This is a genomic window from Streptomyces sp. NBC_00236 (genome assembly GCF_036195045.1).
In the GTDB taxonomy this organism is placed as follows: domain Bacteria; phylum Actinomycetota; class Actinomycetes; order Streptomycetales; family Streptomycetaceae; genus Streptomyces.
The window spans coordinates 4160897-4180307 of record NZ_CP108100.1; the positions used below are offsets into that span (position 1 = coordinate 4160897).

The 19411-nt window shown below is 69.3% G+C and carries 21 protein-coding genes; 9 read left to right on the forward strand and 12 right to left on the reverse strand.

Annotation, left to right across the window (positions count from 1 at the left end; all coding sequences use genetic code 11):
* Positions 1-18: 18 nt before the first annotated feature.
* Positions 19-471, reverse strand: coding sequence for a GNAT family N-acetyltransferase (locus OG446_RS18690; RefSeq protein ID WP_328895121.1), 453 nt, complete (start codon positions 469-471; stop codon positions 19-21).
* 37 nt (positions 472-508) lie between these two features.
* Complete coding sequence (locus OG446_RS18695) at positions 509-967, reverse strand: MarR family winged helix-turn-helix transcriptional regulator (protein WP_326659940.1); 459 nt, start codon at positions 965-967, stop codon at positions 509-511.
* A 140-nt stretch (positions 968-1107) separates the two neighbouring features.
* Between OG446_RS18695 and OG446_RS18700 the strand changes: the two genes are divergently transcribed.
* From OG446_RS18700 to OG446_RS18710, 3 genes are all read left to right on the forward strand, one after another.
* Positions 1108-2322: an MFS transporter gene (locus tag OG446_RS18700; protein WP_328895122.1), complete on the forward strand. Its 1215-nt coding sequence runs from the start codon at positions 1108-1110 to the stop codon at positions 2320-2322.
* Between the two features lie 45 nt (positions 2323-2367).
* Positions 2368-2793, forward strand: coding sequence for a GlcG/HbpS family heme-binding protein (locus OG446_RS18705; RefSeq protein ID WP_328895123.1), 426 nt, complete (start codon positions 2368-2370; stop codon positions 2791-2793).
* 69 nt (positions 2794-2862) lie between these two features.
* A complete protein-coding gene (locus OG446_RS18710) occupies positions 2863-3492 on the forward strand; it encodes a hypothetical protein (protein ID WP_328895124.1) in 630 nt (209 codons plus the stop codon).
* A gap of 54 nt (positions 3493-3546) precedes the next feature.
* Here OG446_RS18710 and OG446_RS18715 read toward each other — a convergent pair whose 3' ends face one another.
* The 6 genes from OG446_RS18715 to OG446_RS18740 all read right to left on the reverse strand — a co-directional run bounded on the left by OG446_RS18715 (position 3547) and on the right by OG446_RS18740 (position 8300).
* A complete protein-coding gene (locus OG446_RS18715; protein ID WP_328895125.1) occupies positions 3547-4455 on the reverse strand; it encodes a GNAT family N-acetyltransferase in 909 nt (302 codons plus the stop codon).
* Positions 4456-4460: 5 nt separating this feature from the next.
* On the reverse strand, positions 4461-4988 hold the full coding sequence (locus tag OG446_RS18720) for a DUF2269 domain-containing protein (RefSeq protein WP_328895126.1): 528 nt from the start codon (positions 4986-4988) through the stop codon (positions 4461-4463).
* Between the two features lie 90 nt (positions 4989-5078).
* Positions 5079-5558, reverse strand: coding sequence for an NUDIX domain-containing protein (locus OG446_RS18725; protein ID WP_266780427.1), 480 nt, complete (start codon positions 5556-5558; stop codon positions 5079-5081).
* A 63-nt stretch (positions 5559-5621) separates the two neighbouring features.
* Positions 5622-6518 (reverse strand): LysR family transcriptional regulator, encoded by an 897-nt coding sequence (locus OG446_RS18730; RefSeq protein ID WP_328895127.1) that lies wholly within the window; start codon positions 6516-6518, stop codon positions 5622-5624.
* 204 nt (positions 6519-6722) lie between these two features.
* Entirely contained in the window at positions 6723-7853 is a 1131-nt protein-coding gene (locus OG446_RS18735; protein ID WP_328895128.1) for a cystathionine gamma-lyase, read from the reverse strand.
* A gap of 69 nt (positions 7854-7922) precedes the next feature.
* Positions 7923-8300 (reverse strand): phage holin family protein, encoded by a 378-nt coding sequence (locus tag OG446_RS18740; protein ID WP_328895129.1) that lies wholly within the window; start codon positions 8298-8300, stop codon positions 7923-7925.
* Between the two features lie 68 nt (positions 8301-8368).
* Here OG446_RS18740 and OG446_RS18745 point away from each other — a divergent pair, with 68 nt between their 5' ends.
* From OG446_RS18745 to OG446_RS18760, 4 genes are all read left to right on the forward strand, one after another.
* A complete protein-coding gene (locus OG446_RS18745; RefSeq protein ID WP_328895130.1) occupies positions 8369-8686 on the forward strand; it encodes a cupin domain-containing protein in 318 nt (105 codons plus the stop codon).
* Between the two features lie 146 nt (positions 8687-8832).
* On the forward strand, positions 8833-9045 hold the full coding sequence (locus tag OG446_RS18750; RefSeq protein WP_219567035.1) for a DUF5326 family protein: 213 nt from the start codon (positions 8833-8835) through the stop codon (positions 9043-9045).
* Between the two features lie 241 nt (positions 9046-9286).
* Positions 9287-10057, forward strand: coding sequence for an IclR family transcriptional regulator (locus OG446_RS18755; RefSeq protein WP_326659923.1), 771 nt, complete (start codon positions 9287-9289; stop codon positions 10055-10057).
* Positions 10058-10158: 101 nt separating this feature from the next.
* Entirely contained in the window at positions 10159-10596 is a 438-nt protein-coding gene (locus OG446_RS18760; RefSeq protein WP_114245561.1) for an SsgA family sporulation/cell division regulator, read from the forward strand.
* 80 nt (positions 10597-10676) lie between these two features.
* Here the strand turns inward: OG446_RS18760 and OG446_RS18765 are convergent, their stop codons facing one another.
* Positions 10677-12008: a YibE/F family protein gene (locus tag OG446_RS18765; protein ID WP_328895131.1), complete on the reverse strand. Its 1332-nt coding sequence runs from the start codon at positions 12006-12008 to the stop codon at positions 10677-10679.
* A 197-nt stretch (positions 12009-12205) separates the two neighbouring features.
* Between OG446_RS18765 and thiC the strand changes: the two genes are divergently transcribed.
* Both thiC and OG446_RS18775 read left to right on the forward strand, forming a co-directional pair.
* Entirely contained in the window at positions 12206-14005 is a 1800-nt protein-coding gene (gene thiC, locus OG446_RS18770; protein ID WP_328895132.1) for a phosphomethylpyrimidine synthase ThiC, read from the forward strand.
* A gap of 100 nt (positions 14006-14105) precedes the next feature.
* Positions 14106-15797, forward strand: a complete 1692-nt coding sequence (locus OG446_RS18775; protein WP_328895133.1) for a DUF885 domain-containing protein — start codon at positions 14106-14108, stop codon at positions 15795-15797.
* A 128-nt stretch (positions 15798-15925) separates the two neighbouring features.
* Here OG446_RS18775 and OG446_RS18780 read toward each other — a convergent pair whose 3' ends face one another.
* The 3 genes from OG446_RS18780 to OG446_RS18790 form a co-directional block, all read right to left on the reverse strand.
* Entirely contained in the window at positions 15926-16750 is an 825-nt protein-coding gene (locus OG446_RS18780) for a hypothetical protein (RefSeq protein ID WP_328895134.1), read from the reverse strand.
* 181 nt (positions 16751-16931) lie between these two features.
* Positions 16932-17990 (reverse strand): metallophosphoesterase, encoded by a 1059-nt coding sequence (locus OG446_RS18785; protein WP_328895135.1) that lies wholly within the window; start codon positions 17988-17990, stop codon positions 16932-16934.
* Positions 17991-18163: 173 nt separating this feature from the next.
* The gene (locus OG446_RS18790; protein ID WP_219567042.1) at positions 18164-19276 is read right to left on the reverse strand and encodes a LacI family DNA-binding transcriptional regulator; all 1113 of its coding nucleotides are present in this window, start codon (positions 19274-19276) and stop codon (positions 18164-18166) included.
* Positions 19277-19411 lie beyond the last annotated feature (135 nt).

Sequence of the window (19411 nt, forward strand, 5' to 3'; positions counted from 1 at the left end):
TTGGATGCCCGGCTGCGGTCAGAGGGTGAGTTTGAAGCCCACGTGGCTGGCCACGAAGCCGAGCCGTTCGTAGAAGCGATGCGCGTCGGCCCGGGTCGCATCGGATGTCAGCTGAACCAACTGGCAGCCCCGGCGCCGCGATTCATCCACGGCCCACTGGATCAGCTGTGTGCCGAGACCGCTGCCGCGCTCGTCCCCGTGGACACGGACGCCCTCGATCACCGACCGGGTGGAGCCGCGCCTGGAGAGACCGGGGATCACGGTCAGCTGGAGCGTCCCGACGACACGGTCCGCCCGTACGGCAACCATCACATGCTGGTGGGGATCGCCGGCCAGCCGCCGGAACGCCGCGAGATACGGGGTCAGGTCGTCCGGCGACTCACGCCCGGCGCCCAGCGGATCGTCGGCGAGCATGGCCACGATCTGGGCGAGATCGCCGACGGCTGCGGGGCGGATTTCCAGATCGCTCATGATCGGCAGCCTACGCCGCGCCCCCGGGCCGGGTCCCTTATACGGGGACCTTCAGCTCCTCGACCGCACGGACGAGCGGGGCCAGTTCGGGGTTCTCGGCAGCCTCGTCCAGGGCGGCCCGCAGAGCGGTGTCGTTGGTCGGCCTGGCCTCGGAGAGCAGGGCGAGACCGGCTTCGGTGACATCGGTGTAAATGCCCCTCCGGTCGGTGTCGCAGAGATACCGGGTCAGCAGGCCCCGGTCTTCGAGGCGGGTGACCAGACGGGTGGTGGCGCTCTGGCTGAGCACGACGGCGTCGGCCACCTGCTTCATCTGAAGGTGTCCGCCGGGTCCGTTGTGCTGGCGGCTCAGGACGTCCAGCAGGGAGTACTCCCTGACGCTGAGGCCGTGCCCCGCCTGCAGAGCCCGCTCGATCCGGGCCTCGATCTGCCCGTGGAGCAGGGAGAGTGCGCACCAGCCCTGGGAGAGGGCGGTCAGTGCCGGGTCCGTCGCTGTCATGGGTCTCTCCTCCGTGCCGGAGCTGCTTGCGTCCAGGATAGGCGACGGACGCAATAGCCCGCGTTTGCAATTAACCCGCGTCTGCAATTATTGTGGACGCTCGTAAGGCGCAGACGCAATCTCCAGGGAAGGTGAAACCCATGCCGCTCGCGCTCCTCGCCCTCGCCATCGGGGCATTCGGCATCGGAACGACCGAGTTCGTGATCATGGGGCTGCTGCCCGAGGTGGCCGCGGACTTCCAGGTCTCGATTCCGACCGCAGGCTTCCTCGTCACCGGGTACGCGCTCGGTGTCGTCATCGGAGCCCCTCTGATGACCCTTCTCGGCACCAAGGTCAGCCGCAAGCGCATGCTGATGATCCTGATGGCCCTGTTCGTCATCGGCAACGTGGTCTCCGCGACCGCACCCGTCTTCGGAGTGATGCTCGCGGGCCGGGTGGTCGCCTCGCTCGCCCACGGTGCCTTCTTCGGCATCGGGTCGGTGGTGGCAGCCGATCTGGTCGCCCCGCACAAGAAGGCCGGCGCGATCGCCATGATGTTCACCGGCCTCACCGTCGCGAACGTGGTGGGTGTGCCGCTGGGCACCTACATCGGGCAGAGCGTCGGCTGGCGGAGCACGTTCTTCGTCGTCGCGGCGCTCGGTGTCATCGGTCTGCTCGGCGTGGCCAGGCTCGTTCCCGACCAGCCCCGGCCCGAAGGCGTCCGGCTCCGCCACGAGCTCGCCGCGTTCCGCAACGTGCAGGTGCTGCTGGCCATGGCGATGACCGTGCTGGGCTTCGGCGGAGTCTTCGCCGCGATCACGTACATCACACCGATGATGACCGAGATCGCCGGCTACTCGGCCTCGTCCGTCACCTGGCTGCTGGTTCTCTTCGGCCTCGGAATGGTCGGAGGCAATCTGCTCGGCGGCAAGTTCGCCGACCGCCGTCTGATGCCCCTGCTGTTCGTGTCGCTGGGCGGCCTCGCCGTCGTCCTGTCGCTGTTCACACTCACCGCCCACAACAAGATCGCGGCAGCCGTCACCATCTTCCTGATCGGCGGCCTGGGCTTCGCGACCGTCCCCCCGCTGCAGAAGCGGGTGCTCGACCAGGCGGCCGGCGCCCCGACGCTCGCCTCGGCGGTGAACATCGGCGCCTTCAACCTCGGCAACGCCCTGTCTGCGTGGCTCGGCGGCATGGTCATCGCCGCCGGTCTCGGCTACACCGCGCCCAACTGGGTCGGCGCGGCGCTCGCCGCCTCCGCCCTGGTGCTCGCCGTCGTCTCCAGCACCCTGGAGCGCCGCACGACCGCCCGGAGCCGTCTCGTGGCCGCGCACGTTCCGGAGCAGGCCGCCGTACCCGCGGCCACCCGGCGCTGACCACCCGTATCCCCCACCCGTCACCGCATCACCAAGGAGCCCCCCATGAGCACCCTCTCCACCGCTGTAGCCCCGCTGACCACGCAGGATGCGGAGGCGCTGATCGAAGCGGCCCGTTCCGCCGCCGAGACCGCGGGCGTCGCGGCGGCCGTCACGGTCCTCGACGCCGGCGGTCACCTGTTGGCCTTCCGCCGCGACGACCGGGCTGTCCTCATCGCCGGTGAGACCAGCACCCGCAAGGCGTACACAGCGCTGCAGCTCGACGCCCCCACGGCCGACCTCGTCGACGCGGTCCAGCCGGGCGGCCTCTTCCACACGCTGCCGACCGCGCTGGACCGGCCGCTGCTCTTCATCGCCGGTGGGGTCCCGGTGCACCGTGACGGCCGGCTGATCGGCGCTGTCGGGGTCGGTGGCGGTGCTCCCGAGCAGGACCACGGGTTCGCGACCGCAGCCGTCGCCGGACTCGTCTGAGTCCCTTCTGCCCTGCGCTCGGGCAGACCCGTTGGTGCCGGCTCCCATGTGTACGGAGAATCTCCGTCCATGGGAGCTGACATTCATGGGTTCATCGAGTGCCGGTCGCGCTGGGCGGGGCCGGACGACGCGTGGTCCGCGGCCGTCGATCTGGAGCTGCTGTATGAGGGCCGGAACTACGACGCGTTCGGCTGCCTGTTCGGCGTGTGCAACTATGCGGGCTTCGCCCCTCTCGCGGCGGATCGGGGGCTGCCCGAGCTGATCTCCGACGCCGCACGCGCGGATTACGAGGACTGGGATTCCGGCGCGCACAGTTCCAGCTGGATCGCCTGGAGTGAACTGAAGCGCGTCGACTGGGACGAGTCCGCCGAGACCACGGACCGGCGGATCCATGAGTACGAAGCCGTGGACGGTACGTGGGTCCTCGTCTCCAAGGCGTCCTGGAGTGCCCGCTTCGCCAAAGCGGCGGGACTCCCGGCCGATCCGGCAACCCGGGTGGGCGATGGCTACGGCCGGATGGACTGGCCGGAGGGAACGGAGTGGCGCGACGGCGACCGTCTCTACCGGCTGGAGCGGATGACCCGGCGTGAGGCTGTGCCACCGGAGGGCGAATGGAAGCCGGTGTGGTCCGTGATGGAAGCCCTCGCCGCCGTACACGGCGACGAGAACGTCCGGCTCACCGTGTGGTTCGACAACTGAGCAGGACCCGGCCCGGAGCGGTGATCCCGGAGGCTCGGATCGTTCTGCCGGCTGTCAGCCCGTCGCCACGCTCAGCGGCGCGAAGCGGTGTGTCCATTGTCCCGGCTGTTCAGGGCTCCCGAGGCTCATCACCGTGGTGGCCGGTCCGGACCCCAGCCCGCACTCCCTGAACCAGTCCAGCAATTCCTCGTGGCGGGCGTCGATGTCCGCACGGAGCGGCCGGTCCGTCGCCGCGGCCAGTGAGGTCACGAGCAGCTTCGCGGTGGCGGTGTCCCGCGCGATCAGCGGACCGACCACATGGCTCTCCGCGCTGGGCCACAGTGCGCCGTAGCCGACCAGCTCCCCGTCCTCCTCGGCCACCCGCAGATGGTCGGCGAAGGCCGGGAGGCGGACCAGGATGTGCGTCCGGTCGAGGCCGAAGGCGTCCGCGTCCAGGCGGAGTATGGCCTGCAGATCTCCCGCTGAGGCCGGGCGAACCGTCAGGCCCGCACCGGCTGCCGTGCCCGGGCCACCCGCCGTGCCGAGACGGTCCGGCTCCGCGAGGGGCCGGAAGGGGCCGCTCACCCGCTCGGTCCGCCCCACAGCCAGGAATCCGAGCTCTTCGTAGAGCGGCCGACCCGCATCCGTCGCGTGGAGGCTGAGGGGAACGCCCCCGGTCGACTCGATCACCTGCCGCATCATGTACCGCCCGACCCCCTTCCGGGCGTGGCGTCCGGCGACGAGCAGCATGCCGATGGCAGCCATGCGGGGGCCGTACGCGGTCACCACGCACGTCGCGATCAGACCCTTGCTCTCCGGATCGTCGATGCCGTAGGCCGTGCCCGCAGACAACAGCAGACTCCACCGGTGCTCATCGCGGGGCCAGCCGCGGTCCTCGCTGAGATCGGCGCACGGGACCAGATCGTCCCGGGTGAGGCGCCGTAGGGGCAGTTCGGCGAGCGGGCGGGGCAGTGAGCGGGACATAGGGGTCAGGCTGTCCGACGCAGTGATCGCTCGTCCACCGCTTTAACAGATCTGGATGAGACGCGCAGCCGTCGGCCGCGCCGGGTCGGCCCCCATGGCTTCAGCACGGAGATCGCGGTCATGAAGAGATAGGCCGCCGTGGCCACCGAGGGAGCGACGACCAGGCTGATGTCGACAGCTCCCCGTTCCGCGGCTTCGTTGATGCCGGGGCGCAAGGAGAAGACCGTCAGTCCGGTCGTCACCAGGGTGAGCCAGAACTTCGTCCAGACCCAGCGGTGTCTGGCCAGCCCCCAGGGGGTGCCGAGTGACAGGACCAGGCCGCTGAGCAGGGTGGCCAGGGCGACCGGGACGACCAGCCAGTCGCCGAAGATCTTCATGGCCCGTGTGGCGGCCTGGGCGGTGACCGGATCGCCGGTCGCGAACGCTGTGATGGCGAGAGTCAACAGGCCGACGGTGAGGCCGAGCCAACTGACGGATACCGATACATGGGCGACGAGAAGGCTTCTGCGGCTGCGGCGCTTGAGTGGTTTCACGTGAAACACGGTGCTGCGGGCCGCGTGGCCAGTCATCTGCCGAGGGGAGTATCTCCTTGTACTTGGCTCGGCGTATGTCCTTCCCCCGGATCAGCCCAGGTCGGGCGCGTGCATCGCCCGGACACCTTCGATGTTGCCGTCCAGGTAGTGCCTCAGCGACAGCGGTACGAGGTGCACGGCAGCGATCCCGACCCGGCTGAAGGGCACCCGGACGACGTCGTACTCCCCGCAGGGGTCATCGATCTCGGGGCCGTGACGCAGGGACAGGTCCATGGATTCGAGACGGCAGACGAAGAAATGCTGGACCTTGACGCCCTTCACGCCGCCGCCCTCGATGTGTTCCACGGTGTCGACGAAGCAGGGCACCACATCAGTGATCTTGGCGCCGAGTTCCTCGTCCAGTTCACGGTGCAGGGCCTCGACGACGGTCGCGTCCTCGGGCTCGACCCCGCCGCCGGGCGTGAGCCAGTACGGATCCACCCCGGGTTTGGTGCGCTTGATGAGGATCAGGTCATTGCCGTCGAGCAGGACGGCGCGTGCGGTGCGCTTGACCACAGGACGTTCGGTCATGGCAAGAGAGTGGCCCGCAGAACGGGTTCTGAAACACCCGGCGGCTTCCGGCCCGTCCTGCGGTCACCAGGCGGCCGCGGCACGCAGCAGTACCTCGTGTGCCCGTGCGAGATGCGGCAGTGCGAGCGTGCCGGTCCGTGCGGCCAGGAAGTACGTGCGCAGAGGAGGCACCGGTGGATCGAGGAGCGCCACCAGCTCGCCCCGCTCCAACGCGTCCTCGCACAGGTACCGGGGCAGCACGGCCAGCCCTGCCCCGGCCACCGCGCATTCCAGGACCGCCCGCAGATCGGGCGTGATGACGGCCCCCGCCGCCGCGGGCCTGCTGTCGAAGACCGAAGCCCAGTACCGGGAGACGAGGGGCAGGCTCTCGTGCACCTCCACCACCGGCAGCTGTTCCAGGACCACCGGGCCGTTGCGCCGCAGCGTTCCCGGCCCCAGACGCCCCGCCCACCGTGGTGCTGCGACCAGGATGTGTTCCTCGTCGCAGAGCGGGGCCGCGGTCAGCAGGCCGCCGCGCGGCCGGGCCGTCACGATGGCCAGGTCGTGATGGCCGGCGGCCAGACCGTCGAGCGTCTCGTCGGTGTCGGCGGAGAACGAGCTGCGCAGTGCCAGCCCCTGGGCGATGAGCGGGGTGAGCGCCGGCAGGGCCCGCAGCGAGGTGAACTCCGGCGGGCCCGCCAGATGGAGCGTCCGCACGCCCGACTCCTCGTCGAGTTCGGTCTCGGTGATCTCGACCAGTGCGTCCAGGTGGGGAGCGGCCCGGTGCGCGAGTTCGTCGCCGATGGTGGTGGGTGTCACGCCGCGGGCCCGGCGGAGGAAGAGCGGGCGGCCCAGCTGCCGTTCCAAGGTGCGGATCTGCGAGGTCACGGCGGGCTGGGAGAGGCCGAGGAGCGCGGCGGCGCGGGTGAACGAGCCCGCGCGGTGCACGGTGACGAAGGTGCGCAGCAGGGCCAGGTCCATGTCCGTTCCCTCTCACCGTGCGGCCCGTCGGACTCCGGCAACTATAAATATGTCGATAGGTCGCTGCCGCTACTGTGATTGGACACTGACGCAGAGTCAACTAGCCTTGTCGAGGCGGTTCTTCGCAAGGAGAAGGCGGGAACCGGGACGGTCCGAGCCACGAGGGGGGAGGCTCGGACCGTCCGTACCGCACCGGTGCGGTCCTCAGCTCCCGGTGACGGCCTCGGAAAGCGCGCGCTCCACGTCGGCCACCAGGTCCGCGGCGTTCTCGGCTCCGACGGAGAAGCGGATGAAGCCTTCCGGCACGGCGTCGCCGCCCCAGCGGGCCCGGCGTTCGGCGGTGGAACGCACGCCGCCGAAGCTCGTGGCGTCCTCGGCGAGACGCAGCGCCGACAGGAACCGCTCGGCCGTGCCGCGGTCCGCGAGCACGAACGACACCACGGATCCGAAGCGCCGCATCTGCCGCACCGCGTTCGGATACGAGGGGTCGGCCGGCAGCCCGGGGTAGCGCAGCCCGCTCACCTCGGGGTGCTTGGCGAGGGTCTCGGCCAGCAGGAGGGCGTTCGCGCACTGCCGCTCGATCCGCAGCTCCAGCGTGGCCAGTGAGCGGTGTGCGAGCCAGGCCTCCATGGGCCCCGGGATGGCGCCCACGACCTTGCGCCAGCGCCGCACCCCCGCTGCCAGCTCGGAATCCCGGCAGGTCACATGGCCCAGCAGGATGTCGCCGTGACCGGTCATGCCCTTGGTGTCGCTGGCCACCGAGAAGTCGGCGCCGAGTTCCAGCGGGCGCTGGCCGAGCGGGGTGGCGAGGGTGTTGTCGACGGCTACGAGCGTGCCGCCCGCGTGCGCCGCCTCGACGAGCCGGCGCACGTCACATACGTCGAGCCCGGGGTTCGACGGGGTCTCGAGCCACAGCAGCCGCGCCCCTTCCAGAAGGGCCAGCTGGGCATCGCCTCCGGTCGGAGCCGTGCGCACCTCGACGCCGTAGGCCTCCAGCTGCGCACGTACCAGCGGGAGAGCCTGGTAACCGTCGTCCGGCAGCACGACGACATCGCCGGTGCGCACCTGGGACAGCAGGACCGCGGAGATCGCAGCCATGCCGGATGCGAAGACCGTGGTCTCGACGTTCTCGCCCGGCGCTTCGAGCTCGCCGATGGCCCGCTCCAGGTGGGTCCAGGTCGGGTTGGTGTCACGGCCGTAGGTGTACGGCCCGGTCGGCTCGCCGGAGAGGTGGAAGTGGGCCGCGAAGACCGGACCGGGGAGAGTGGGCTCGTACTGCTGCGGTTCCGGCAGACCCGCACGTACCGCCCGGGTTCCGTCGCCCATCGCGCTCATTTATGTGTCCTCGCTTCTCTCCCCGGTCTGTCACCGGTCCTGCCGCCACTGTCTCAGGCACCCGGTGGATCAGTCCTCGTCGGGCAGGACGACGTTCAGCGCCCAGGACACGATCGAAATGATCAGACCGCCGAGGACGGCGGTCCAGAAGCCGTCCACATGGAAACTCAGATCCAGCACATCGGCCAGCCACGAGGTCAGCAGCAGCATCAGGGCGTTCACCACGAGGGTGATCAGCCCCAGGGTGAGGATGAAGAGTGGCAGCGTGAGCAGCTTCACCACCGGCTTGACCAGGAAGTTGACCAGCCCGAAGATCAGCGCGACCACGATCAGGGTCAGTACCTTGCGGCCCGTGCTGCCACCGGTCAGCGTGATGTCGTGGAGCAGCCAGATGGCTACGGCCAGCGCACCCGCGTTGGCGATCGTCTTGACTACGAAATTCTTCATGTGTCTGATCGTGGCAGACATGATCGGTGGCGGACACCGGCTGGACAGAGGCAAGGGGCGGACGGGCCATGAAGGCATTCAGACTGGACGAACTGGAGGCGGAACGGGCCGCCAACGACGGCGCCTATCTCCAGTTCGTCCGCGAACGGAACATGTCTGTCGGTCTGTACGCACTGGACGCCGGTGAGCTCGACCCGCAGCAACCGCACAACCAGGACGAGGTCTACTTCATCGTCAGCGGGCGCGCTTCGATCACCGTGGGCATGGAAACGACGCAGGTGGGCAGAGGAAGTGTCGTGTATGTACCTGCCGGCACCGCCCACAAGTTCCATCACATCACGGAGGACCTGCGCGTGATGGTGGTCTTCTCGCCGCCCGAGGGCTGAGCCGCACGCGGCCTGGGGCAGGGCCGCGTCTCGGGGATCCCTAGGGGATCGATCAGGGGAGTTCAAGGGATCGGAGCCCCCGCAGCCGACCGTGACCCCTCTAGCATCGAAGCAGGAACTCACAGAGACGAGGTACGACGATGGCCGTGCGGGAGATATTCGCGGGAATGCCCTGGTGGGTGAAGTGGATCGCGGTGCCCGTCATCGCGATCGTCGTGTTCGGCGGTCTGATCGCCAGCATCGTCGGCTTCGTGATCGGTCTGCTGTTCAAGATCCTGCTCTTCGTGATCCTGATCGGCGGGCTCGTCTTCGTCGTGCGGAAGTTCATGTCGTCCTCCTCCTCGCGAGGCGACTGGTAACCGCACGGGCAGCCGGGCGATTAGCCCAGCTGAGCTAAGCGGAAGGCGAAACGGCACTCGGCCAGGATGCTCCCGATACAGTGGCAGTCCGCTGCCGCCACCTGGGAAAACACCGTCAGTCGCCACCCTGACCAGTGGTTTGTACGGCATCCGGCCTTCTGGACCCCAGGCCTGCGGCAGATCTGTGGGGGCGGCCCCCACAGGCGGGCTGACCGCCCGTCACCATGCCTGGGGGTGACCGTTGACCACGGCATCGAGTACCGCCGTTCCGACGCTGATCGGATCGGTGCAGCGGGCGTTGAGGCTGCTGGAGGCTGTGGGCACCCATCGCGACGGGGCACCGGCCAAACAGCTCGCACGGGAAGCGGGGCTTCCCCTTCCCACCGCCTACCACCTGCTGCGCACGCTGACCCATGAGGGATATCTGCGCAGGGAGAACGGCGTCTTCCTCTTCGGCGCCGCAGCGGAGCGGCTGGTGGACGACGGAGCGCTGCAGAATCGTCGCAGCAGAATGACCCAGTCCCTGGGGCGGTGGCGGGACATCATCGGTGCCCCGGTGTACTGCGCCGTGTACCGCGACGGCGAGATCGAGCTCGTCGCGGTCGCGGACACCCCGGCGGCGCCTGCGGTGGAGGAGTGGGCGGCCTTCGGTGAGACGGGGCACGCCCACGCGATCGGTCAGTGTCTGCTGAGCCAGCTCGACGAGCAGGCCCGCGAGGATCACCTGGACCGGCATCCGGTGCGCCCGCTGACGCGCTACTCCGTGCGCGATCGGCCGGCACTTCTTGAACGGCTGCGGTCGATCGAGCGCACGGAACCTGTCATCGAACGACAGGAGTACGCGCTCGGAACGGTCTGCGCGGCCATCCCGATCGCGGCCGGATTCACGGCCGCCGCGATGGCCATTTCGGTCCCCCTCGACCAGGAAGAACGGTTGCTCCCCGCAGTCGAACGACTACGTGGCGAAGTGGCCAGCCTCTTGCGTTCGTTCGTGTTCTCTATCAGTATCTGAAAAATCACTCCTTGTGATCTGCTATCGCGTGCACCACGATGGCGTCAATAGGGCCATGGGGGATCATTCCTGGCCAGATTCATCTACTGCGGGGTTGAACGATGCGCGAGTCGGTTCAAGCTGAGGTCATGATGAGCTTCCTCGTCTCCGAGGAGCTCTCTTTCCGTATCCCGGTGGAGCTCCGGTACGAAGTGTGCGATCCGTACGCGATCCGGATGACCTTCCATCTGCCCGGCGACGCCCCCGTCACCTGGGCTTTCGGCCGCGAGCTGCTGCTCGACGGTCTCAACAGCCCCAGCGGTGACGGCGATGTGCACATCGGGCCGACCGAGCCCGAAGGGCTGTCCGACGTTCACATCCGCCTCCAGGTGGGGGCCGACCGTGCGCTCTTCCGGGCCGGAACGGCGCCTCTCGTGGCGTTCCTCGACCGGACGGACAAGCTCGTGCCGCTCGGGCAGGAGTGCACGCTGGGTGACTTCGAGGGCAATCTGGAAGAGGCGCTGGGGCGGATTCTGGCCGAGGAACAGAACGCCGGCTGAGGAAGCCCGTGTCCCTGGCCTGCATGACGGTCGAACAGCACACCTGCCGAACGGGTGAATCGCTCTCCGTGTCCGGGCACTCAGGACTTCGCCCGACGACGGCGTCCCCTGCCGCTCCGTACGAGGGCCGGAGTTCCGGAACCCGCGGCGGGCCCGGCGCGGTCTGCGGAGACGACCAGCGCCGCGAGCGCGGTGGTCACCGGCACCGAGGCGACCAGCCCGATCGAGCCGATCAGTGTGCGCACGATCTCCGCCGCCACCAGTTCGCTGTTGGCCACCGTCCCCACACTGCTCTGGGCGATCGAGAACAGCAGCAGCAAGGGAAGTGCGGCGCCCGCATAGGCGAGGACCAGGGTGTTGACCACCGAGGCGATGTGGTCACGTCCGATCCTGATCCCTGCCCGGTAGAGCTTCTTCGCACTCATCGTCGGGTCCGCCTGGTGCAGTTCCCAGACCGCCGAGGTCTGGGTGACCGTCACATCGTCGAGCACCCCCAGGGAACCGATGATGACGCCGGCCAGCAGCAGACCGCTCATGTCGATGTCCGGATACAGGCCGTGGATGAGGCCGGTGTTGTCGTCGGTGTTCCCGCTCAGACTCGCCCAGCCGATGAAGAGCGAGCCGAGCAGCCCGATGAGCAGCAGTGAGACCAGGGTGCCGATGACGGCGACCGAGGTGCGGGCCGTCAGCCCGTGGCAGATGTAGAGCGCGATCAGCATGATGGCGCTCGCCCCGACGACCGCCACGACCAGGGGGTTCGAGCCCTGCAGGATGGCCGGAAGGATGAACAGGGTCAGGACGGCGAAGGACAGGGCGAGCGCCACCAGGGCCATCACCCCGCGCATTCTGCCCACGGCCACCACCACCAGCGCGAAGATTCCGGCCAGCAGCATCAACGGGAACTTCCGGTTCACGTCGGTCACGGAGTACTGGAGGTCATGGGGAGCGTCGGGGGCGTACGCGACGACCACCCCCTGTCCGTCCCGTAGCTGCCGGGGCGCGTCGGGCTGGACGACCTCGATGAACTTCCGGCCCTTGTCCTGTCCGCTCGTGATCTCGACGGTCGCCTTCTTGCAGAGAGCGGCCCCGCCGCCCCCCTCGCCCGTGGGCGGTGCGGTCTCGCCGCTGACGGGCAACTGGGAGGCGTTCACGTCCTTGCAGTCGACCTTGTCGATGTTCACCACCTTTCCCTGCTGGGTCTGCCGGTCGAATCCGACGCCGGTTCGCTCGTGCGCCGGCGCACCACCGGGCCAGAGCACCGCGAGCCCGACGACGACCGCGGCCGCGAACGGGATCAGCACGGCGGCGATCACTTTGCGCAGATGGCCGGAGACGGGAGCGGCGGGTCCGTGGCTGTGGGAGTGCGTGTGCTGATGACCCTGCGGTTCGGGATCGTTATGAGGGGACGTCACCGGCCGATCATCGCAAGAAGAGAAGGGGCCCTCTGGTCAGCTCGCCAAGAGGGGCGCTAGCGTGGTGGCACCTTTGCACACGCGGGAGCTCGGAGCACCGGGCTGAGAGGGCGCTGATCTCCGTACGTCCGTACGGGACAGGCTGCGCCGACCGCCGAACCTGTTACCGGGTAATGCCGGCGTAGGGAGTAGGTCTCATGACCACATCGGACACACGCACGCCTGCCTCCGACCAGAGTGACGAGGCCGGGAAGTCCATCGGCTGGCACAAGGGTTATGTCCAGGGCTCACGTCCGGACCTTCGGGTGCCGGTCCGTCAGGTGCACCTCACCAACGGCAACGACGTGACGCTGTACGACACGTCGGGGCCGTACACCGACCCCACCACCGAGACCGACGTCCGCCGCGGACTGGCACCTCTGCGGGAGAACTGGATCATCGCCCGCGGCGACACCGAGGAGTACACGGGACGTCCCGGACGCCCCGAGGACGACGGGCTCAAGCACACCTCACCGCGCGGTGGGCTGCGCAACCTGGACGCGGTCTTCCCCGGCCGCCCCCGCCAGCCGCGACGCAGCCGGGACGGCCGCCCCGTCACCCAGCTCGCGTACGCCCGCCGGGGCGAGGTCACGCCGGAGATGGAGTACGTGGCGATCCGGGAGAACGTCGATCCGGAGGTGGTGCGCGAGGAGATCGCCGCCGGCCGGGCCGTTCTGCCGGCGAACGTGAACCACCCGGAGATCGAGCCGATGATCATCGGCAAGCGGTTCCTGGTGAAGGTGAACGCCAACATCGGCAACTCCGCGGTCTCGTCCTCCATCGAGGAGGAGGTGGACAAGATGACCTGGGCGACCAAGTGGGGCGCCGATACCGTCATGGATCTGTCCACCGGCCGCAACATCCACACCACCCGTGAGTGGGTTCTTCGCAACTCCCCCGTGCCGATCGGCACCGTGCCGCTCTACCAGGCCCTGGAGAAGGTCGACGGCAGGGCGGAGGAGCTGACCTGGGAGGTCTACAAGGACACCGTCATCGAACAGGCCGAGCAGGGCGTCGACTACATGACGGTGCACGCCGGCGTGCGCCTGCCGTACGTACCGCTGACGGCCCGCCGCAAGACCGGCATCGTCTCCCGGGGCGGCTCGATCATGGCGGCGTGGTGCCTCGCGCACCACAAGGAGTCGTTCCTCTACGAGAACTTCGAGGAGCTCTGCGAGATCCTCGCCTCGTACGACGTGACGTACTCGCTGGGCGACGGGCTGCGCCCCGGGTCGATCGCGGACGCCAACGACGAGGCCCAGTTCGCGGAGCTGCGTACGCTCGGCGAACTGAACACGATCGCCAAGCGGTTCGGGGTCCAGACCATGATCGAAGGGCCGGGCCACGTCCCGATGCACAAGATCAAGGAGAACATCGACCTCCAGCAGGAGATCTGCGAGGAGGCGCCGTTCTACACGCTCGGTCCGCTGACGACCGATGTGGCGCCCGCGTACGACCACATCACCTCGGGCATCGGAGCCGCGATGATCGCCTGGTGGGGGACGGCGATGCTCTGCTACGTGACGCCCAAGGAACACCTCGGCCTGCCCAACCGGGACGACGTGAAGACCGGGGTCATCACGTACAAGATCGCGGCCCATGCGGCGGACCTCGCCAAGGGGCACCCGGGGGCGCAGGAATGGGACGACGCACTGTCGGACGCCCGGTTCGAGTTCCGCTGGGAGGACCAGTTCAATCTGGCCCTCGACCCGGACACGGCACGGGAGTTCCACGACGAGACGCTGCCCGCCGAACCGGCGAAGACGGCGCACTTCTGCTCCATGTGCGGTCCCAAGTTCTGCTCGATGAAGATCTCCCAGAAGATCCGTGACGAGCACGGCGACGGGTCCACGGCCGTCCGTACCGAGTTCGACGCGGAGGCGCTGGCCGGGATGGCGGTGAAGTCCGCGGAGTTCGCCGCCCGGGGCAGCCGGGTGTACCTCCCGCTGACGGACTGACGTCCGGCTGAGCAGACGCTGTTCCGGACGGGCCGGGGGTCGTCCGGAACAGCGCTCGGGAGCCTGGAGGAAGGATCCGACGGCACGTCAAGATGTGTTCATGGCAAACGAATCGGTCACCCCGCGCAGCATCGCCGACAGCCACCTCGATCAGGTGGCGGCACACGATCCGATGACCTCCGCATGGCTGGGCCTGAACCCGGGCGACGACCGGCAGCCGGACCTCTCCCCGGATGGTTTCGAGGCCCACGCCGAGCTGGCCCGGCGCAGTCTCACCGCGCTCGACGCCGTTCCTGTGCCCGGCGACCCCGCCGAGCAGGCGTGCGCCCGGCTGCTGCGGGAACGACTGACCGCCGAACTCGCGATGCACGACACCGGCGAGAACTACCGACAGCTGCGCACGGTGGGCGCGCACGTCGAGCAGGTGCGGTCGATCTTCACCCTCATGCCCACGGACACCGATGAGGACTGGGCGGCGGTGGCTGGCCGGCTGCGCAACCTCCCTGGGGCGCTGGACGGCTACCGGCGCACCCTCACCGAGGGCATGGCCCGCGGCCTGCTCGCTGCTCCCCGGCAGGTCACCGGGGTGATCGGCCAGCTCGCCGACTGGACCGGGGAGTCCGCCGGACAGGGCGCGGGCAGGAGCGCGGGATGGTTCGCCGGCTTCGTCGCGGACGGCACCGAGCGGATGCGGCCCGTACTGGACGCCGCGGCCCTCCGGGCCACCCGCGCCGTATCCGAGTTCCGTGCGTGGCTGCGCAACACCTACCTCCCCGCTGCGGCCGGCACTCCGGACGCGGTGGGCCGGGAGCGCTATCTGCGGGCCGCCCGGCACAACACCGGCGCGGAACTCGACCTGGACGAGGCCTACAGCTGGGCCTGGGACGAGTTCCACCGGACGCTCGCCGACATGCGCGTCGAAGCCGAACGCGTCCTGCCCGGCGCCGGCCTCCTCGAGACCATGCACCACCTGGAGGAGCACGGCCACGCGGTCAAGGGCGAGGAGGCCGCCCGCGACTGGCTGCAGCAGCTGATGGACGAGGCGATCAGTGCACTCGACGGCAGTCACTTCGACCTCTCCGGCCCGCTCCGCAAGGTCGAGTCCCGCATCGCGCCGGCCGGCAGCGCCTCCGGGCCCTACTACCAGGGCCCCAGCCTCGACTTCAGTCGCCCGGGACGTACCTTCCTGCCGACCCTGGAACAGGGCACCTATCCGACCTGGCAGCTCGTCAGCATCTGGTACCACGAGGGCGTCCCCGGCCATCACCTCCAGTTCGCCCAGTGGGTCACGGTCGCCGACCGCCTCAGCCGCTACCAGGTCACCGAGGGCATCGTCAGCGCCAACATCGAAGGCTGGGCGCTGTACGCCGAACGCTTCATGGACGATCTGGGCCACTTCTCCGATCCCGCGCGCCGGCTCGGCTTCCTGGACGGGCAGATGCTGCGCACCATCCGGGTGATCGTCGACATCGGCATGCACCTCGGCCTCGCCGTCCCCGCCGACTCGGGCTTCCACCCGGGCGAGCGGTGGACGGGTGCCCTCGCAGCGGAGTTCATGGCCACCTACAACGGCAGCCCCGCTGCCCGGCGTGACGCGGAGATCGACCGCTACCTCGGCTGGCCCGGCCAGGCCATCGGCTACAAGCTCGGCGAACGCGCCTGGCTCCAGGGCCGTGCGGAGGCGAAACGGCGTCATGGTGCGGCCTTCGACCTCAAGGCCTGGCACATGAAGGCCCTGTCCCAGGGCTCGTTGGGTCTCGATGACCTGGTCGGCAGCCTGGCGGCCCTGTAGATCCGGAATCGACCCGGGCCGGCACCCGGGGCCCGTCGCGGATCGACCCCTCGGGATCCGGTCCCGGTGCGAGGACCGACCCCTTGGGAAACGGCGCGGTGCGAGGACCTCTCGTGCACCGGGGCCGGCTACTCCAGCTCGTGCTCGGGCCCGCCGAAGTCGGGGCTGGTGAAGTCCGGACTCGTGAACGTCGGGCGGGGCGCGGCAGCCGGGCCGCCGTCGGGGCTGGTGAAGTCGGGCCGGCTGTAGCCGATCTTCGGGATGCGGTTGGGCGAGCGGTGCGGGATGCGCGCGGCCGGGGCGGCCCCGGGGTCGGCGAGGGCGTCCCGCAGGAACGGCAGTATGCCGCGCTCCAGCAGGGCGTGGCGCCAGGCCTCCCTGGCGCGGGCCACGTCCTCCGGCAGCTCCTCGCCGTGCTCCTCGGCGGCCACCGAGGTCGAGCCGTTGCGCAGAGCCGTGACGAGAAGGCCGACGCCGGCGACGAGGATGGCGGCCGCCATCGCAGCCGCGAAGAACCAGCCCGCGCCGACCATGGTGCGCGCGAACGCCGGGGGCGGGTCGAGCGCCTTCAGGATGTAGCCGATGAGCAGGAAGATCACCGCGGCGGTGCCTGCCAGCACCGGTGCCAGGACGGTGATGACGACCCCCACGCCGGCGCCCGACTCCCGGGCGCCGTGCGCGCCGGTGTCAGGGCCACCGTCCTCGTCCGTTCCCGTGGCCGCAGCACGGATCTCGTCGCGGGCCTTCACGTAGTGCTCGTACTCGGTGGCCGCCGCGGCGGTGATCAGCGCGGTGGCCGCCATGGCCATGGTGCGCAGCTGCACGGGATTGAGCCGTTCGCCGACAGCGGCCAGATCCGGTCGTTCATGGGCGTGACGCAGTGCGTCGTCGAGGATCCGCTCGTACTCGGGCCGGTCCTCGGTCAGCAGGTGCGGAGCGCTGTTCATGTGCATCCCCCGATGCTCCGTAGGGCCTGGTTGCCCGCTCGAACCGGGCAGTCGGGCGGAAACGGAGGAGAGCCTGCTACTGATACGCCGATGGTAGAGCGCCCACGGCACGGGGTGACAGGGGGTTTCCGGAAATAGGCCCAGTGGTCCGCGTGTTCAGGTCGGGGTGCGTCTTCCCCGAAGAACGTCAGTCATGCAGCGGGAGCTGAACGACCAGTAGCTTTCCGGCCATGGTCACTCCGCCGTCCATGGCGATGGCGAGCCCGTCCGCGTACACGTGCGGACCGTCCACCAGCGGTCCCGACCGGTCCTCGCCGTCCTCGGAGCCGACCTCGCCGAGCAGGTAGGGAATGGGGCTGTGACCATGGACGACGCGTCGGCCGCCGTAGGCCGCCATGAGCTCCTGCACGGCCTGCGGACCCGCTTCGTCGCGGAAGGCGAACCGCTTGGTCAGCTTGCGGAAGAGGTCCCAGCACTCATCGGCGTCGTTCCGCGTGAGAATGGCGTGCACTGTGTCATTGACGTCCTCGATGGTGGAGCCGTAATCGAGGTACGCCGTCGTGTCCGAGTGCATCAGGAGGTGCTCGTCCTCCTCGACCACGGCGTCGAGCCGGGACATCCACTGGAGGTGGACGTCCTGGAGCCGTTCCATGTCCGTCTTCTGGCCGCCGTTCAGCAGCCAGGCGGCCTGGAAGGTGGCGGTGCCGGCGCCGGAGTTGACGGGGGTGTCGCCGAAGCGCTTGGCGCCGATCAGGAGCAGTTCGTGGTTGCCCATCAGGGCCTTGCAGTAGCCGCCGGCGGCCGCGGCCTCGGCGGAGAGCCGCATCACGAGGTCGATGACGCCGATTCCGTCGGGTCCCCGGTCGGTGAAGTCGCCGAGGAACCAGAGCCGTGCGTTGCCCGCGGACCAGCTGCCCTCGGAGTCGATGAGGTCCTGCTCGGTGAGGGCGGCGACGAGCTCGTCGAGATAGCCGTGGACGTCACCGACGACGTACAGCGGGCCGAGTCCCGACTCCTGTGCGGGACGCGGCTCGGGCACGGCCCTCACCTGGACGGTGTCCTCGCGGCTGATCACGGGGAGGTCGCGCGCGGTCGGGGTGTACCCCTCCGGCGGCTCGCCCCCCGGGAATCCGTTGCCCGGGTGCGGTGGGGCGGGCGGCGCAGGGGACTGCGCATAGGGCGGTACGCGGAAGTCGCGCAACGTCGCCGTCCGCACCACGGGTTCCTGACCGGCCCCCTGTGTCATCGACCCCTCCACCACCGTCGCGCCGCCGTACACCTGACGGGCCCTGCTGGTCGGGGTGGTCCGCGGTGTCGTGCGCCCATCATAGGAATGAGGATCGTGCTCTGTGACGCACCAGGGGTGGTGAATCCGCGCGCACGCCAGGTTCGTCGGTCGATTGGTCCCAATTCGCCTGATCAATCCCCTGCCGGGGAGCGCGGAGCACTGACCGTCGTGCGGGGTGGACGGCGTTGCGAGGAGGTCCGGACGATGAGTTCCGTGGGTATGACCTGTTCCACCGGTCCGTCCTGGTCGACGCCTTCGATGGCGTCGATGAGCAACTGGACGACCGCGGTGCCGATGCGGCGCGGTTTGAGCGAGAGCGTCGTGATGGGCGGCTCGGTCGTCGCGTACACGGTGGACTCGCTGCAGCAGACCAGCAGCAGGTCCTCCGGGACGCGCAGGCCGTACCGGCGGGCGGCCGCCAGCAGATCGGTGCCGTTGGGGTCGAAGAGGCCGTACACGGCGTCAGGGCGGTCCGGACGGGCCAGCAGGCGGTCGGCTGCCACCGCGCCCGCGCACGGGTCGTGGGCGGGGTACGACTCGTACACGGGGTCCTGGCCGACGCGCTCGCACCAGTGGAGGTACGCGGTGGTCGAGAGCCGGGTGTACGTGTCGGTGGTGGTGCCGGTGAGCAGTCCGATGCGGCGTGCCCCTGCGGCGGCGAGGTGGTCGAGGAGGTCGAGGACGGCGGCCCGGTGGTCGTTGTCCACCCATGCGGTGACCGGAAGGGTCCCGGCCGGCCGGCCGTCGGACACGACGGGCAGCCCTTGGCGTACGAGTTCGGTGACGACCGGGTCCTGGTCGGAGGGGTCGATGACGACGGTGCCGTCGAGCGCGACGTTCGACCAGACGTCGTGGCGTGAGGTGGCGGGGAGGATGACGAGGGCGTAGCCGCGGGCGAGTGCGGCGGAGGTAGCGGCTCGGGCCATCTCGGCGAAGTACGCGAATTCGGTGAAGGTGAAAGGTTCATCCCCGTAGGTCGTCACGGTCAGGCCGATGAGGCCGGACTTTCCGGTACGGAGGGTTCGGGCCGCGGCGGACGGGCGGTAGCCCAGACGCTCGGCGACCTCGCGGACATGGCGGCGGGTGGCGTCCGGGAGCCTGCCCTTGCCGTTGAGCGCGTCGGAGACGGTCGTGATGGAGACCCCGGCGGCGGCGGCCACGTCCCGGATTCCCGCTCGTCCCTGTCGGCCGCCGCGCCGGGGGGTCTCCGTCCGGCTCACCTGGTGCTTCCCTGCTGCTGTCATGGCGAGCCGATAGTAGGGCGCGGGCGGCCACTTGGCCCGGTCGCATATTCACTCGTTGACAGGCACGTTTCTGCATGGTCATCAACGAGCAATCGCCTTGCTAATCAAGGGTGTTATGGGGTCGGGCCATCATGT

What these genes read in the sequence shown, in the direction of transcription:
- OG446_RS18690 (WP_328895121.1), bottom strand. Translation starts at nt 471, where the DNA reads ATGAGCGATCTGGAAATCCGCCCCGCAGCCGTCGGCGATCTCGCCCAG.
- OG446_RS18695 (WP_326659940.1), bottom strand. Translation starts at nt 967, where the DNA reads ATGACAGCGACGGACCCGGCACTGACCGCCCTCTCCCAGGGCTGGTGC.
- OG446_RS18700 (WP_328895122.1), top strand. Translation starts at nt 1,108, where the DNA reads ATGCCGCTCGCGCTCCTCGCCCTCGCCATCGGGGCATTCGGCATCGGA.
- OG446_RS18705 (WP_328895123.1), top strand. Translation starts at nt 2,368, where the DNA reads ATGAGCACCCTCTCCACCGCTGTAGCCCCGCTGACCACGCAGGATGCG.
- OG446_RS18710 (WP_328895124.1), top strand. Translation starts at nt 2,863, where the DNA reads ATGGGAGCTGACATTCATGGGTTCATCGAGTGCCGGTCGCGCTGGGCG.
- OG446_RS18715 (WP_328895125.1), bottom strand. Translation starts at nt 4,455, where the DNA reads ATGTCCCGCTCACTGCCCCGCCCGCTCGCCGAACTGCCCCTACGGCGC.
- OG446_RS18725 (WP_266780427.1), bottom strand. Translation starts at nt 5,558, where the DNA reads ATGACCGAACGTCCTGTGGTCAAGCGCACCGCACGCGCCGTCCTGCTC.
- OG446_RS18730 (WP_328895127.1), bottom strand. Translation starts at nt 6,518, where the DNA reads ATGGACCTGGCCCTGCTGCGCACCTTCGTCACCGTGCACCGCGCGGGC.
- OG446_RS18735 (WP_328895128.1), bottom strand. Translation starts at nt 7,853, where the DNA reads ATGAGCGCGATGGGCGACGGAACCCGGGCGGTACGTGCGGGTCTGCCG.
- OG446_RS18740 (WP_328895129.1), bottom strand. Translation starts at nt 8,300, where the DNA reads ATGAAGAATTTCGTAGTCAAGACGATCGCCAACGCGGGTGCGCTGGCC.
- OG446_RS18745 (WP_328895130.1), top strand. Translation starts at nt 8,369, where the DNA reads ATGAAGGCATTCAGACTGGACGAACTGGAGGCGGAACGGGCCGCCAAC.
- OG446_RS18760 (WP_114245561.1), top strand. Translation starts at nt 10,159, where the DNA reads ATGCGCGAGTCGGTTCAAGCTGAGGTCATGATGAGCTTCCTCGTCTCC.
- thiC (WP_328895132.1), top strand. Translation starts at nt 12,206, where the DNA reads ATGACCACATCGGACACACGCACGCCTGCCTCCGACCAGAGTGACGAG.
- OG446_RS18775 (WP_328895133.1), top strand. Translation starts at nt 14,106, where the DNA reads ATGGCAAACGAATCGGTCACCCCGCGCAGCATCGCCGACAGCCACCTC.
- OG446_RS18780 (WP_328895134.1), bottom strand. Translation starts at nt 16,750, where the DNA reads ATGCACATGAACAGCGCTCCGCACCTGCTGACCGAGGACCGGCCCGAG.
- OG446_RS18785 (WP_328895135.1), bottom strand. Translation starts at nt 17,990, where the DNA reads ATGACACAGGGGGCCGGTCAGGAACCCGTGGTGCGGACGGCGACGTTG.
- OG446_RS18790 (WP_219567042.1), bottom strand. Translation starts at nt 19,276, where the DNA reads ATGACAGCAGCAGGGAAGCACCAGGTGAGCCGGACGGAGACCCCCCGG.